Origin of the sequence: Nafulsella turpanensis ZLM-10, assembly GCF_000346615.1 — a bacterium.
GTDB classification, from domain to species: Bacteria; Bacteroidota; Bacteroidia; order Cytophagales; family Cyclobacteriaceae; genus Nafulsella; species Nafulsella turpanensis.
In genome coordinates this window covers 1-15559 of the sequence record NZ_ANNU01000002.1, presented here as the reverse complement: position 1 = coordinate 15559, position 15559 = coordinate 1, and the positions used below count along the sequence as shown (strand labels likewise).

The 15559-nt window shown below is 43.3% G+C and carries 12 protein-coding genes; 7 read left to right on the top strand and 5 right to left on the bottom strand.

Translation table 11 applies throughout. From position 1 onward, the window contains the following. The first annotated feature begins 63 nt into the window (after positions 1 to 63). Together F752_RS0100110 and F752_RS0100095 are read left to right on the top strand one after the other, a co-directional pair. Positions 64 to 2286, top strand: a complete 2223-nt coding sequence (locus F752_RS0100110) for an SBBP repeat-containing protein (RefSeq protein ID WP_017729685.1) — start codon at positions 64 to 66, stop codon at positions 2284 to 2286. Positions 2287 to 2552: 266 nt separating this feature from the next. Continuing rightward, positions 2553 to 3218: a hypothetical protein gene (locus tag F752_RS0100095; RefSeq protein WP_152424972.1), complete on the top strand. Its 666-nt coding sequence runs from the start codon at positions 2553 to 2555 to the stop codon at positions 3216 to 3218. A 644-nt stretch (positions 3219 to 3862) separates the two neighbouring features. Here F752_RS0100095 and F752_RS0100085 read toward each other — a convergent pair. Beyond that, positions 3863 to 6562: a TonB-dependent receptor domain-containing protein gene (locus F752_RS0100085; protein WP_017729681.1), complete on the bottom strand. Its 2700-nt coding sequence runs from the start codon at positions 6560 to 6562 to the stop codon at positions 3863 to 3865. Between the two features lie 406 nt (positions 6563 to 6968). Between F752_RS0100085 and F752_RS0100080 the strand changes: the two genes are divergently transcribed. Beyond that, positions 6969 to 7331, top strand: a complete 363-nt coding sequence (locus F752_RS0100080; RefSeq protein WP_017729680.1) for a nuclear transport factor 2 family protein — start codon at positions 6969 to 6971, stop codon at positions 7329 to 7331. 1339 nt (positions 7332 to 8670) lie between these two features. Next, entirely contained in the window at positions 8671 to 10065 is a 1395-nt protein-coding gene (locus F752_RS0100055) for a M23 family metallopeptidase (RefSeq protein ID WP_081604474.1), read from the top strand. A 440-nt stretch (positions 10066 to 10505) separates the two neighbouring features. On the opposite strand, the gene F752_RS0100045 is transcribed toward F752_RS0100055, so the two are convergent. From F752_RS0100045 to F752_RS0100035, 4 genes are all read right to left on the bottom strand, one after another. Continuing rightward, positions 10506 to 10967 carry a hypothetical protein gene (locus F752_RS0100045; protein ID WP_026135409.1) on the bottom strand — a complete coding sequence of 154 codons (462 nt, stop codon included), beginning with the start codon at positions 10965 to 10967 and terminating at the stop codon, positions 10506 to 10508. Positions 10968 to 11205: 238 nt separating this feature from the next. Beyond that, on the bottom strand, positions 11206 to 11565 hold the full coding sequence (locus F752_RS26490; RefSeq protein WP_201766044.1) for a hypothetical protein: 360 nt from the start codon (positions 11563 to 11565) through the stop codon (positions 11206 to 11208). Continuing rightward, positions 11562 to 12263 (bottom strand): nucleotidyl transferase AbiEii/AbiGii toxin family protein, encoded by a 702-nt coding sequence (locus tag F752_RS23170; RefSeq protein ID WP_201766043.1) that lies wholly within the window; start codon positions 12261 to 12263, stop codon positions 11562 to 11564. The genes F752_RS26490 and F752_RS23170 overlap by 4 nt, the downstream gene beginning before the upstream one ends. A gap of 23 nt (positions 12264 to 12286) precedes the next feature. Further along, a complete protein-coding gene (locus F752_RS0100035; protein WP_316928858.1) occupies positions 12287 to 12901 on the bottom strand; it encodes a DUF6577 family protein in 615 nt (204 codons plus the stop codon). 586 nt (positions 12902 to 13487) lie between these two features. Here F752_RS0100035 and F752_RS0100030 point away from each other — a divergent pair. From F752_RS0100030 to F752_RS0100015, 3 genes are all read left to right on the top strand, one after another. Beyond that, a complete protein-coding gene (locus F752_RS0100030) occupies positions 13488 to 13895 on the top strand; it encodes a hypothetical protein (RefSeq protein WP_017729672.1) in 408 nt (135 codons plus the stop codon). Positions 13896 to 14805: 910 nt separating this feature from the next. Continuing rightward, the gene (locus F752_RS0100020) at positions 14806 to 15015 is read left to right on the top strand and encodes a type II toxin-antitoxin system Y4mF family antitoxin (RefSeq protein WP_017729670.1); all 210 of its coding nucleotides are present in this window, start codon (positions 14806 to 14808) and stop codon (positions 15013 to 15015) included. Further along, a complete protein-coding gene (locus tag F752_RS0100015) occupies positions 15012 to 15347 on the top strand; it encodes a HipA N-terminal domain-containing protein (RefSeq protein WP_017729669.1) in 336 nt (111 codons plus the stop codon). The genes F752_RS0100020 and F752_RS0100015 overlap by 4 nt, the downstream gene beginning before the upstream one ends. The last annotated feature ends 212 nt before the right edge of the window (positions 15348 to 15559 follow it).

Sequence of the window (15559 nt, the reverse complement as noted above, 5' to 3'; positions counted from 1 at the left end):
CAGGTTATTTTAATTCAGATAAATGAAAACTCAATATTTAATTTAACCCTCAACCATTTACGAATGAAAAAAGTAGCCTTTATTACTGCCCTGGCCATTTTATTGGCTGTGCATGCATTCTCACAGTCCTTTCAATGGGCACGACAGGTTACAGGAAGCGAGTCAGACTACATCTACGACATGACTACTGATGCCAGTGGAAACATATATGCAGTAGGCGCATTTGCCGGAACAATTACGCTCGGGGGGATAACTTATACAGCCGCTGATAGTGATATTTTGTTAGCCAAATACAACAGTAGTGGCGGCTTTATCTGGGGAAAAGTCATTACCGATACTGGTACATCTACTGCAAAAGATGTCGGAAGGTCGATAGCATTAGATGCTAATAATAACGTATACATTTGTGGCGACTACAACTATCAAAAGAACTTTAATCCAGGAGGCACAGGCGGTACAACACCTAACAATCCTAATATGCATTTTATTGCTAAGTACACCTCGTCCGGTGGCTTTCAATGGGTAAAAACGATACAAACAGGTGGTAGCTTTTTTAATGCCATTGCCTTTTCTCCTGCACAAAATCGTATTTATATCGGCGGAAGGTTTTTCAATTCTGGAAATAATGTAGACTTTGATCCAGACCCATTGGGTTTTTTATATTTGAATGACGTAAATGGCCAACCATTCATAGCCAGCTATACACTTGATGGTGTTGTGGCTGGTGCTGAAAGCTTTGGAGCTTCTTCAGATATAAAGGACCTGGCAATAGACCCTGCTGGCAATGTTTATGTAACGGGTTATCTGGCCGGCTCCTCCATTAACCTGAATCCAAACGGCCCAGGTACGTCTTTTGATCCTGCTGACGGACGGATGTTGGTAGCAAAGTATAGTGCAAACATAGACTATATCAGCGCCTCTCAGATAACTGGCGGAGGCACCAATGATGAGGGATTATCCATTATTGCCCCTGCAAATGACCAGATATTTTATGGTGGCCGTGTCAATGGCGGACTCTATCTCGCCCGACTAAACTCCAGTTTTAGTTTGGTGTATGAAAAACGCTATGGAGGTAGCGGCGCAGTCACAGCGATTACTACAGATGGTAGCAGTCTTTACTTTTCGGCTTCCTCTTCTTCTAATACTTCCATTGATTTAGGTAATGGTGTAACCTTAAATCCTGTTAACCCAGGCGGAGATATCTTACTGGCCAAGACTAATCTTACCGGCCTGGCGAATTGGGGAGCTACTATACCCATAAGCAATGCTCGTTTCGCTGTTCCACCCACTAGTACATCTATAAAAGCTGTAGACAATAACGAGTTTATCCTGGCAGGCTACTTTAATGGAAGTACAGACTTTAATACATGCGCAAATAGCACATCACTAACTGCAAACAGCACCGATGGCTTTATGGTCAGGTATTCAGGTGAGTACTGGAGTAAAGGGATAGGGCCTATATCCGGACCTAATAATGTCTGCATCAGTAATAATACATCATTTACCATAGATAATTTACCTAAAGGATACACTGTAACATGGAGTGCTTCTCCCACAAGCCTTTTTGGTCATGATTCAGAAACAGGTAACAGTTTTACTACTTATGCGAGCAACTCTTCTTCCTATGGGCAGGGAACTATTACTGCCATTATTTCCGGTGATTGTGGAAGTACTCCTCCCATTACTAAGGAGGTCCTGGTAGGTGTACCTCTTATTGAAGCTAATACTATTAAAATATCGAATGGCATTGAAGAGCAAGGGTACTGGTGCACGAACGTCTTTGGAAACAGTTTCTCATTTTATTATGCATACAGCTATAATTCTTTTGATGTTAAGCTTACAAACCTTGATGAAACACATCTTTTAAGTGAGTTTTCCATCATGAGCACTGAGGGTACTATTAACGAATTTCCTTCAGCAGGGCAATATGTGCTTTGGATACGTGCTGTTAATGAATGTGGACCAGCCAATAGCTGGACCAAACTTGTGGTTGAATATAAAAAATGTGGTTCCGGAGGCGGCTTAGGGTCATTATCCGTCAGCCCCAATCCATCTTCTGCGGAAACCACCATTTCAATTGTGGATGAAGAAAATACCACAAACGGTGATTTAGAACCTTGGGAAATTAAAATTTATGATAAAAATCAAAGGTTAATATTCGAAAAGAAGAATATAAAAAGTAAAAGAATCACCGTTAATACTCGCCTGCTTAAAGACGGCATTTACTCTGTTCAAGCATATTACAAAGGAGAAGTAATAATGCATAAACTAATGGTTTCAAAATAGGAAGCTTTAAATCAAAAATCAAAATAGGAGCTATTCACAAAGGCTTTTGAGAAGTAAGTAAGGAATCGCGTAACTGAAGGTCCGGGAATTACATTTTCCGGACGCTTTGGTTTTGCCCTCTTCTCCTCGTCCAATTCTGCCGGGAAAGGGGCAGGGGATACTTTGTCACCGCTGGGCCTTTTCATGTGCCTTTTGTACCTGAGTTACTTTTTTTTACAGGTAATCCCGCTGTATTTTGCCGCTCCATACTCAATTAATATCATTGAATGATGAAATACCTCCTAATACTCCTCTTCTTTTTTACCTCAAGCCATTTATATGCCCAGAATAGTCATCAGTGGAGGGCTTCTATCGCTTTTGGAGTAAGTGAAAGTAAGGATAAGAGCTTTGGTCCTGACTATAATGATGCCAGGAGTTTATTTTTCCCTAGCTTAGGATTTAGTTTCTACAGACCAGTGGAGGGTATCCATGGTTTTTCGACCGGACTGCACTATTTTCGGGTGGGAGACAATTATAATTATTATACCGGAATAAACTATGAAACAACGGATGTAAAGATTTATGTCAACACAGTAAAAGTTCCGGTATTTTATTCTGCTTTTTTCGACGGTGGAGAAAAGCTTAATTTTTTGATTAAAGGCGGGCCTTCTCTGGATTTTATTTTGGGAGAATCAGTGATTAATTCAGATAAACCATTAAACAATCCCGAGGGATTCAGAAATAATGTGAGCCAGGGAAAGGTGGGAAAAAGGCTAAGCATTCCGCTGAATGCCGCGATCGGTCTGTCTTTTAAAAATAAAGAAGGAGCAATGCATGGGTATGTTGAAGTCATGTACTCCGGAAGGCTAAGAAATATCTATGATGATAACAGCGGATCAAAATCAGCTTTTGATAATCTTTCCTTAAGATACGTTTCTTTCCTTTCCAAGTAGCTCATTTCATTTTGAAGGGGAGGGGTTTGTCTTTTGCAGGCATCCACAATCAGATAAAGTTATGGAACAGGAGCCGGTACCACTGATGGAGCTGCTAGCCTTTCTTTTATTCCTAGGCTCCCTCACCTTTCTCACGGGAGCAGGATGGCAGGGATGGATCCTGTACAGGAATAAAAAAAACATGGCCAAAAGTCTGGCGGTGGTGATACTAACGAGAACTTTGACCATCAGCAGCTCATTTGTCATCTGGTGGGCCTGTGCTTTTCCGGGAAATGCGTTTTTTTTATTTCTGTTCCTTCCGGCCCTTGTACCCGAGCTCCTACTGAGCCCTATAGTGTTGAAACTTTCCGGTAATGAAATATTCAGCAATAAAAAGTCCCTTCGTGGCCATAGTTAAAACTAAAACAATTCTTCATGAGCATTGGGTGAGAAAACAGGCTCTTCCTGGAGGAAGGATAGCCCTTCCCATTGAGGGTTATTCCTGCAGCTACAGACCATCAAAATTCCTTCCACACGGATGATAGAAAAACTACTTTTGACAGCTAGCGGCAGGTAAGTGGCGGTCACGGCTCTTTCAGGAAAAGTCAGGGATTCCGCTCCCGCCACTTTTGCTAAAGAAGTCCTGTATCAGAAGAGAACTTTTCCTAGTTGGCCCGCTGAAGCTCTTCCAGCTGCCTGTTCCGGCGCTTTTCCACTTCCTCTCCTTTGCTGAAATTATAGCGGAGCAAGACATTGATACTGCGAATCCGGAAATACTGGTCGAATTCATTGACGTTACCATTGATGTCTGTCGTCCAGTAATAACGGAAACCTTTGAACAAATCATTGCCATTCAGACTCAGCTCTATCTTTTTGTCAAAAAAGCTTCTTCTGAAACCAATGTCCACCCGGTGCATGGGCGCAATATGGTACAAGGCGGCAGCTGCCGGACCTCTGAGCAACAAATTCAACTCCATGCGCACCTCCAGGGGCAGCTGAAGGGTGTGGTTCGATTGCAACATAGAGAATAGCTGCTCATTCACCAGAGGGCCGTTATTGGAAGTCGTACTGAATCTGCTGTAGGAAAGCACCAGGGTGTTTTGGCTATCCCACCATTTTGCAATCAGCAGCGGAGCTCTCCCGGTAAGACCAACAGCCTTCTCAGTATCCAGGTTGCCGGTTGTATAAATGGTCGTGGCATTCGCTACATCCAGTATCGGTATTTCTCCCATTACATCAGTATTATGCTCGTAGCTTAAAGAGAGACTATATACCTCCTTATAGGTTTGGGTTATCCTGAATGAATTGGTATACTGCGGGCGCAGATAGGGATTTCCCTGGTACCAGGTATAAGGGTCCCTGTAAGCTCTGAATGGGTTCAGAGCCCCATAGTTGGGACGAATGAGCCTGCGGCTATAGCTGTAGTTTATCCCATAGCTTTCATTTACCTTATGCTGTACAAATACGCTGGGGAAAAGGTTGAAATAGCGGCGGGGGGTGACCTCCCCGGTCGTCAGAGAGTTTCCTTCTGAATTTGTTTGCTCAGCCCGAAGCCCTGCCTGCAGGCTAAGATGTTCTCCAAGCTTGCTATTCCAGTTGACATAGCCAGCGTAAATGCTTTCCGTGTAAATAAAGTGATTGGTACGGCTAAGATCCAATAACGGCCGCTCTCCATTGTTGAAATAGAAGCGGGAATCATTATCTGAAATCACCCGGCTGGCTTTCGTGCCCAGCTCCAGTTTTCTTTCCCCTGAGAAGGGGAGGGAAAAATCTATTTTTGCCGAATAAATATCAAATCCGCTGGGGAAATTCGTGTACAGGAAATCCTGTGTTTCCACACCACTGGAAAGGTCAGTAAAATAGTTATAGAAGTCGGCCTCTCCACTGTTTATGATTTTTACATAGTCCAGGTCGGTTGAAATTACGGTACCAACAGTGTCTAATTTTGCTACATAATGAAGATTGGTGGTGTAATTGGTATAGGTTTGCCTCCTGAAATTGTCTGCATCAATCTGTAGCGAAGGACTGTCAGGGGCATTGCCGATGTAGGTGTCCGTAAGGAATTCCGACTCAAAATTATTCGTGGTATAATTGGCCATAAAACCAATGCTGTGGCGGGCATTCAGATCAAAGTCTGTTCCAAGCCGCACAGAGGGAGGTCCGGTGCTGATATAGTTTCCTGTGGCCACCTGATCAAAATAAGTCGTTTGGTCAGTGCCATAAAATATTCTGGTAAAAGTAGCCTCCCGTCCTCCCACTCTGCGCGCAGCATCCAGGCTCAGGAAAGAATTCCACCGGCCCTTTTTGAAGTGAATATTCCCGCCTGTGGAATAGCCATGCTGCTTAAAGTTATAGTTATAGCCGGTATAGACGCTACCGCTCATCCCCTGCGATATATCCCTTTTCAGGTTGATGTTCAAAATACCGGAAGTGCCCTCCGCATCATATTTGGCGGAAGGATTGCTAATGACTTCGATATTTTTAATGTTTTCAGCGGACATGCCCTCCAGCAAATTGCGCAGGTCCCGTGCTGAAAGGTAGGTAAGTTTTTCGTTAATCATTACGGCCACACCACTCCTGCCATTGAGCTGGATATTACCATCCTGATCGATGAAAATTCCCGGGACCTTGGAAAGGACCGCAAAGGCAGTGTTGCCTGCCGCCATGGCGGTACCTTCTATATCCACGACCATGCGATCGGCTTCCTGCCGAATGGTAGGTCTCAGGGCCTCCACGCTCACTTCCTCTAATTGTACCACCCCTTCTGTCAAAATGATGTCGCCAAAGTTTTGATGGAAGGGGGTACTGCTGATTTCAAAGACGGGTGTTTCAAGAGCGGCAAAGCCAAGGGCGTGAACACGTAGAAAGTAAGTCCCTGGTGCCGGTGCTTTGATAGTAAACCGGCCTTGTTCATCCGATACCGTTCCTGTAACAATGGCAGTATCCCTCGCCTGTACGACTGCTATGGTACTAAAGCCAATGGGAGCTCCTGTTTCATCCTTTATCTTCCCGCTAAGAAGCCCTGTATCCTGAGCAAGGGCAGTTTGGCTGACAGAAAGGAGAACAGAAAGGAATAAAATTAAGTAAATCTTTTTCATGGAAATGAATTTGGATTGTGCAAAAGGATTTTGGGTCTTTAAATCAGGAAATCCTGATAGTTCTGTATGGTAGTGCAGGAAGGGGCAGGTGCCAGATACTTTGTTCAGTCCGGTAGCCTGTGCAACAGCTGCTTTCAGTGGGTAATCCCCTATAAAAAGCATTTTTCCACCACATTTTCTGATGAATGGGGTGGAGTCCTGGCCCGCCACCGGAGCCCTTTTGCTGGGAAGGCTGAAGCTTTCTCTTTCATTCTGTACTAGTACCATTTAAAAAGGAAGACTTCCGAACCTGGCTTTCGTTACAAAAAAAAATAAAAAATAGGAGGAGTTATCATCTTTAAAGGAATTGGATTTACCTTCAACTTGCCATAAAGGGCACTAACTTTTAATATCTATCCGGAAAATTCAAATGGCATGGATAGCAGGTGTTTGTCATCCGGTTTTGAAATTTTCCTAATGGAATCTCCAAAATGTAAGGGGATGGCTGACCTGCGAAAGCGAAAGGGCTGCTCCTGCAGGAGGAAGAGATGCCATTACTTCCATGCCGGCAGGATGAAGAACCGCCATGGCCTTTTGGGAGGGTGTCAAGTTAATAGGTTCATGACAGTAGCAGCTGGTATTGGAGGGCACTATAACACTGGTTTAATCATTTCAGGAACTAATTGATTAACTAATGACTAAAAAAGAAATCGCCACCTCTTTTCTGCAATTAGCAGGTGGAGGCAAGGTGCAGGAAGCATTTGCTAATTTTATTGCACAGGATTTCCTGCACCACAACCAGTACTTCAAGGGGAGCCGACAGGCCCTGGCCGAAGCCATGGAGGAAGACCATCAAACCAGTCCTAATAAATCCATTGACATCAAGTATACTTATGCAGATGGGGATACGGTGATCACCCATTCGCTTGTCACCAAGGAAGAGATGGAAATAGCGGTGGTTCATATTTTTCGTTTCAGGGCGGATAAAATTGTGGAATTATGGGACTTGGGTCAGCCTATTGTAAAAGATTCCCCCAATGAAAACGGGCTTTTCTAAGAAGGGGAACACGGTTGAATTAGCGATATCCTACTACGGCCCTTTACAACCTGCCGGTTTGAAATGGCTGTACAGCCAATTGCAGGAGAACATTTCCGGCAGAACATTTACTTATGGAGGAGGCTTAGCGCTCCATAAGGAATGAATAGTAGGCCGGCAAGTCCCAAGCCAGCGGCCAGAGGTGAAGTGGGGAGAGCAGTTTTTTTTCCTTTAGGTAGGCTAAGGGGCCGATGATGAAATGCAACCATAAAAGGGCTTCTATTCTTTTGATCCTGCTATTTCCACCCGGACCAGACCGGCTGATTTTCAAGGGAAATAAAAGTATAAAGCAGTACCAGGATTGCCGGCTTTCCGGCCATGGGAGGGATCCGAATTTACATTGGAAGCAAGCCTGTAGCTACTCTGGTTTTTAAATTCCAAGCTTCAGTTTCTTTTTCCATTCAGCATATCAGCATACTAGAGGGAGATGCGGGGCTGTTTGTTAAGAAACAGGAAAAAGACCGGTCTCAGTCTTTGTATTCTTCTGTCCACTGCCTATTTTGACAAAGGTGCTGACTGTTCCATCCCCCTGGTGGCTTGGGTGAATTTCAGAGAGAAGGGATTTGAATTTAAGAATTCTTATCTGAGTAGGGCTAAACCTTAGAGAGAGGGGAGTGATAAAGGGAGCGGCCGACTGCATTTCTGGGGAAACATCTGGAGGACCTCATTTTTCTATTCACCCCATTTTTCAGGCTGTTGGCTAGAAAAATCTTTTGATGCTGCTGTTTTTTCTCTACCTTATAAAGGAAGGCAAAATGTAGTTGGCATTTTCCTGTTTTTCATGAAGGCTTGGGGTGTCAAAGTGGTTTCTTCATTATCGTTTTATTGCTGCGACACAAAGGACCTGTCATAGGTAAAGAATTAATGCAAAAGAGCGGGAGCTTTAATACCGACCCAGCATACCCCTATCAAATGAGGGTATTTTTATTAATTAGTCGGTTTTCCTGCCAATGCAGCTGAAGTAGTTTCTGATGCACCAACAGACAGGGAAGGGTTGGAAAGAGGTGCGAACCTTAAAGTTTATCATACCCTAGCAGGAAGGTTATTTATTTTTAAGCGACAGGAGGAAACAGAGGGAAGAATTACCTCATAGATAGTGCTGAAAAGGAAAGGGTTCGGATGAAGGAGACAAGACCACAATATGTTCAACAGAAGTGGCAGGCATTAGCTGAGGTATCTGCTTCCTTTGGTTAGTAGGAATGATTAAACGCATAAAAAAGAAGCTCTTCAGCTTAAGCAGGGAGCAGGTTTTTATAAATATTTCCACTTTATTTTTTTCCAACTTTAACCCAAATCAATTATGAAAAGAGTTAGTAATCTTTTAATCATGCTACTAATAGGAGCGTCTGTACTGACGTCCTGTGACAAGCCAGATGAACTCAACCCGGTCCAGCCTGCGGTAGAAGATGAGCAGTTTAGCCAACTAGTCAGTGATGATGTAACAGGCGTTTCTCTTTCTATTCCATCTGATTGGCATGTGAAACCTGATCCGGTGCTTTTTGAGAAAAAATACGGGTTTTTCCTGTATGCTATCAACACGGAACAGGAGGTGGCTGAGAGCGGACATCCAGAAGACCCAATAGCTCATGTTTCGATGCATTATAAGGCAGAACTCAATCAACTGGAAGCGCTGGTAAATGAAAAAATGCAGCAGTACAGGGATTTCAATCCGACAAAAAAGGAAATCCTTTTAGGAAATGGCCATAAAGGGGTTGTTATTGCCGGACTGCCTGGCACTAAGCCATATTCAGTAGTATTCACAGCAAGTGGTAAAAATATATATGAGTTAGGCTTTTGGTCGGAGACCGCAGGTTTGGACGAAAGAGCGGATATTATACTGGAGAATATCAGGCTGGAAACACCCGCCCGTTCTGTAGCTTCCCTGGAATTAAGACCGGCTGCTGAAGCTCTTTTTAAAACGCCACCGGCAGAGGTTAAAGTTCGCAATGAAATTGCAGTGGCAGAGCGCAAGGCCTTAGCAATGAGAGCTGTAGAAGCGGGAGAGCTTCGGGTAGGCCCTTATGAGGTGAGGGAGAAGCCTGAATTAGCAAGGCAAAACTCCTGTGGTTTTACCGCACCTTCTACTCTTTACTGGCAATTGCAGTGGGATGGAACCAACACCTTTTACAGCGGCTCCTGGTACAGCATGAGAAATAAGCCGGGCTGGAGTGCCATGAGCGGAAACTACGGTAGCTGGTGGGGCGAAAACTACCACGTAGGTCTCTGCTATACCGACCGCCTGAATCAGTATTACACCAATGACTGGCCTATTTATTACTGGGAAAATGCGTATGCTGCTTTTTCCGGATATGTGGAGTGGGCCGCCTGGGGAACAGATGGCTTCGCCAGTCTCGGGCGCTATGTGGTGGTGCGGAATGGTAAGTACAGGAGTCTGACGGCGCACTTATCCGGTATAAACGTTAGTTCCGGGCAGTGGATAGATGCTTACTGGGATGTCATTGGCTGGGGTGGAGATACGGGGGAGTATTATGCCAACGCAGACTGGGCACCCCACCTGCATGCCGGTGTAAACTGGGGAGCATCCTTAACCTATAATGGACAACCCTATGGAGGTCAATCCGTGAAACCCAGAAGACTCCGTTGTTTTAGCTGTAATAATTATGATGTAGCAGCTTCCTCAGGCTCAGGAGGCTATTATAATGAGTTCTGGCATGGCAGATGGATGAAGTACTAAAGCAGGTTTGTTTGGTGACATAAAAAAAGCCCCCAACACATGGAGGGCTTTTTTTATATTGTTTCTCGCACAGTTTTCCGAAAGCAAAGGAACAGCCTGTGCCCTTCAGGTGAATTTCCGAATTCCTGTGAAGGTTGTTAAGAGCCATCTTTCCGCTTCTTCGCAAAGAGGAGCCTTCAGCAGCGCCTGTCAAGGGTTTGTAAACGGCCTCAGGCCGCCCTGGACAGGAGCAGCTTCAGACCTGAAGAGGCTACTAAGACGGAAAGGCTGAGAAAGGGGGCAGGAGGGAATTACAAGCGGGGAAAGCCTGAAGCCAGGATAGGAAAACAGGATGAATTTTAAAGTATTGGCAGGTGGCCTTTCGGGCTGAGAACAGCCTATAAAAGCAGGAGAAGGGGTAACGCCCATTATCTTTTAATGGCCAATAGGTTGGCCGGCTCCTACTTTACTCTTTCATACACCAGCCCTGGTCCGTCGCAGGCCTGCCAGGTGCTTGTTAACTTATCTTCATCCTGTAGCCTTAGTAGTTCTTTTGGTTCCCCTGTACAATTACCAATGAGTTCGTTTTCTGTAGTATAGGTAAGCTCCAGGTATTTGCCATCGGATAAGCTTATAAAAGCATAGGTGCCGGAGGCTTCCTTCCCTTCACCGTTTTGTTCCCGTACCTTCCGGAAGGTTTTATCTCCGTTCAATATATACCTTTCCTGCCAGGCCATCTGTTCCCCGCTGGTTTCAGAATTGGCCATGTTCCCTGTCATTTTTATCAGCTCCCATTTCTGAGGATATTGGCCGGCATCAGATGTCTTTTCCGGTTGTATTGCCTCCATGTCTTTATCATTTGATTCATTTGAGCAGGCGCACAGGGTTACCGCCAGGGTCATCGTAATTATCAGGGACTTCATATTCGTTGGGTTTTCTTCAATTGCCGGAGCGGTCTGTCCTTATATACACATGCTTAAACCAATAAGTTGGAACAGTCCTGCGAAAAAAAGAAGCCTCCTATAGCCTTTCAAACAATTATTAAGTGCAAATGCAGGTAGTGGATCTGCTTTATGTTTCATACAAATCCAAAATACGGGCAAGGAAGAAGACCCTTCAAATTAATAACAGATGATGTCCTGACTACTTCACACAAAAAAACTACAAGGTCATTTTGTAAATCTTATACCAGTAAAAGAACGCCTCCGGGTTGGATTTTTTTAGTTTATTGAATTTTGAGTCAAAAGGCTGCTCAATGACCCAGTCCTTCATGTCTGCGGGATTGCTGTAAATTTCTACGGTTACTGATTCTGCTTCAATTAGCTTTGCTAAATAGGCTACTTTAGAAGCACAGACAATGGCTCTGTCCGGATGGTAGTTTTCTGAAAATATGAAGCTTTTGATTTGGACAATTCCCCTGGTTAGAGCGGGATAGTCACCCTTTCCACTTTTCCCACGGGTACAGATAGCCAGGGCGGTATCATAAATGTCTTTTAAAACATCGGCAGGTGTACCTTTCATTTCCCTGTAACTGAGCTCGGTTGTTGCGAAAGCCCGAATGTTTTACAAATAACAGTTCCATCCTTTGCATGATTAAACAGGCAGCCAACATCATACAACTGCTTAATGATTTCCATCGCCATGCTTTGGCCTTTCTTCTGGTAAGGGATGCCTGTTGTGTTTGGAGCAAAGGCGGTTAACTTATCTGCTAAAATATCTTCAAAAGAAGGGACTGTAACCATTTCAGCTTCTCCCTCTTGTTGTAAAAAGGGAGAGTCTATGGGAATTGTGATAGTTTTCTGGTAAGCAGGCTTTTCCAGCAGTATATCTAACAGTATATATTCTTCGGCCTGTGCAGTTCTGTGGCTGGGATAATAAAAAAACTTATAATGCGCTTTTTCTATGTCTGAGTTTTGTATTCTCTCCTGTAGCTCAAAACGATTGAATCTTTTTGCACGGACTATTTCTTCAAAGACAGGTTCCAGGTCTTGCTTTTCCGGCATAATGATGTCAATATCAATAGAGAGCCTTTTTGTGCTTTCCAGCATTAACATAAGCGCTGTTCCTCCCTTAAATATAAAAGACACTCTTGCTTCTGCAAGGCCTTCCAACAGGAGCAGCGCCCGGATTACTTTTTCTACTAATATTTTGTCGGCTTTTCTGTTCTTTAAGGATACCTGGCTTAGCCATGCTGGATCCAGAGAATTCTTTGAAATCATAAATCAAATTACCGGCAGTAATGCTAAATCACTGCCAAATTATAGGTTTTAAGAAAAGTGAGCAGTTCTTCCTTTTTATTCTTCCTGAAAGCATACCGGAGCATTTTACTTTGGTTTATTGTATAAGCCTGAAAGGCATTTTTAAAAATGTGAGTCATTTCGAAGCCCCGGAGAAAATCAAAGTCCTCATCGCTGAATATATCTACCAGCATTTTTTCAATAGTGATTGTTGTCAGCTTATCTGTTTCCTGTAGCGGAGCTTCTGTTACCAGGGGGCGGATTAAAATGGCATTTTCCAGGTTGTGGAAATAGCCATTTCGCAAATCTCTTTGAGATTTATAAAATACCTGCTTATGCGTTTCTCTGAGCAGGTAAAACACCGATTCTGTTGAATGTCTTTCAACCTCAACAATGGTTAACTTAACGCTGGGTATGTGTTGGGTGAATTCTTTAATTGCATCAAAATTCCAAACACAGGAATCCAGGAAAGGCAATTCCCGCTTGAGCTGATTATATATTCTGATTTCTCTCCTGCCTGCCGCTGGAACAAATTCCACTTCTTTGCCTATTTTAAACAGGCCTCTGCCAATTCGTTGGATTACCCCTTTATTAACTAAGTGGTGGACTCTCCAATTGATAGTGCTTTTTGGGATTTCAGGGTCGAAGCTTTCGTAAAAGTGGGAAATTTCAGAGGTAGTAAAAGAATTCTCTCCTTTGAAAGTTTTCTTTAGCTCGGGTATATGAAGCTTATTTTCGATAACAGAAAGGTTACTTTGATGTAATCAAATTACTGGCACTAATATAAAATAATTGCCGATAATTTGATGTTAAATAAAGTATTTTTCTTTTTTAGATCCTCACTGTTCTGGCTATCAGAAGCTGCTTCAGGCCTGAAGAGGCTACTAAGACGGAAAGGCTGAAGGAGTGGTCAGGCAGGGGAGGGAGCACAGGCAAAAGTGGGGAGGTCTAAATTAGAAAGAGGCTGTTTTTGCTGGGAATGAATCACAAATATTTGAGTCAGATGGAAAAAAACAGCTCTTTTGCAGAAAGTGCTTAATATTAAAGCGGTGCTGACTGTCCTGAGGCCTGGCAGGTCTAACCGGCAAGCCAGATTTACAATTACATACTTTTCGAAACGATGCAATAGTCATAGCTACATTACATTTAGGTAGCATGCCTGGGATATGTTTCATTTCTTTATGTAGGTTTATAAACTTTCTTCAGATGATCCTCAACCTCCTTCGGCAAGCGTTCCTGCTTTTACTACTGCTTTGTACGCATAATCTGGCAAAGGGCCAGGTTCCGAATTTTCCGTACTCACTTCCCCTGTTTAGTGATGTACTACCGGTGTTAAGCGATAGTTCAAAGGGTGTTATAGGTATTAACCACCGGCTGAATGATTACAAAGGGTTTGATGGAAATGTGGTGCAGTTAGGTTTAAGGACTAAACCCTTTTTTGGGAAGAGCAGCTTTCTGTCAAACTTGGAGGCAGGTCTTTTAGTTAACGGGTATTTCCACCAGAAGTATTATTGGGTACATCTCTATCATGGCTATGGTGCAATTCTGGATCAGGCAACAGCAGGCCATGAGGTAATCCTGTTCTTCAATCAGACAATACGTACGGGACCTTGAGATAAATTTAGCAGCAGCCCCAAGGCTTAACCTCATTTACGGAAACAGTATTGACCGCAATCCCAATGGCATATACTTTTATAATAGGGAATATTTAAGAGATCCTGAAGATTATTTTGGCTGGGTGGCAACCTTAAATCTAAAATATAAAAATTTAGAAGGTTGGGCCAGTTATCAGCACAATGTGATAGAGCAGGATTTTATTTATTGGGATCCTTCTGTTTGGGAGGATACACCGGACTACTTACTTGATCCTTCTAAAAACTACTTTTTCAAGACATTTCTTCACTGGACCCGGCATACCGTATATAATATTAAATATGGCATTGCATGGAACTCCGATCTATGGAAAGGAAAAATCCGGATGTATTCCTTTGCTAACTGTTATTATATAGGTGGGGGCTTTATTTATACAAAAAAGGGCTTCTCAATTAACCCTGAATACAGCACCTTTCCCTCCTCTTTCTATAAATACCAGGAAAATACCGGGCATCAGCTTGGGGCAATAATCTCTTACCGTCTTGGTAAAGGATTCGTGTCTCACTACTCCCTTCAGATTTCTAAGGATACAGACTTTTCACCTTTACGCTCGAATTTGGGCTTGCAGTACCAGTTCTAGAAGGGACTGCCGTTTTTGACGCAGGTAGTTCAGTCATAGAAGAAACGAATATTCTATTAAAAGCAGCCAACAGCTAAATTTTGTGGGACACACTTTAGTTTAATATTGTGTGCCATTCAGTAGTTCAAATGGGACCTTGCCGTTTTACTGTTTATATGTACAAGCATATAAAAAGGGGATTAGTCTATAAGTTATATCTTATTACATATAATATCGTATGTTTGGGTTAAATTATATCTAAAAGCATGTAGTCTAGCACATTTGGTTTATTTTTATATTTAAAAGCATATAATGAAGCGACTGGCGGATTTTGTTAAAGAGCGAAGAAAGGAGGTTAAGCTTACCCAGGAGGAGTTTGCTGACCGTGCCGGGGTAGCACTCACGGTAATACGAAAAATTGAGCAGGGCAAAACAAACCTGAACCTGGATAAAGTAAACCTTGTCCTCCGTATGTTTGGCCACGAACTGGCTCCGGTAAACAGCAAAGAATTGAGTGAATGAGACGTGGAAGAGTATATTATAAGGAGCATTTAGCCGGAACGATTACAGAGACAAACGAGGGGGACTATGTATTTCAGTATGATCCGCAATATGTGCAGAAGCATCCTGATGATTTTATCACCTTCACCATGCCGGTAACAGATAAGCCCTATACCGATAAACGTTTATTCCCGTTTTTTGATGGCCTGATTCCGGAAGGGTGGCTGCTGAATATTGCTTCCGAAAACTGGAAGATTAACCCGAACGATCGGATGGGGTTGTTGCTGGCCTGTTGCCGGAATTGTATAGGGGCTGTTAGTGTAGAGCCCATAACGAAAGAAGATGAAGCGTAAGTGTTTATACTGCTATGAAGCTGTTGACGGGGCTCAGGATTTTCATGAGAAGTGTTCTATGGAATTCTTTGGAACTCCCACTCCTCCGGTGATAGAATATTCACTGGATCAAATGGATGAACTGGCGAAGAATGTGGTGCTTGTTGCACTACTTCTTGAAAGTAATTGTTTAGCAGATAAGGAGCAACTTTTTTAAGCGATGCAGGGCAGGA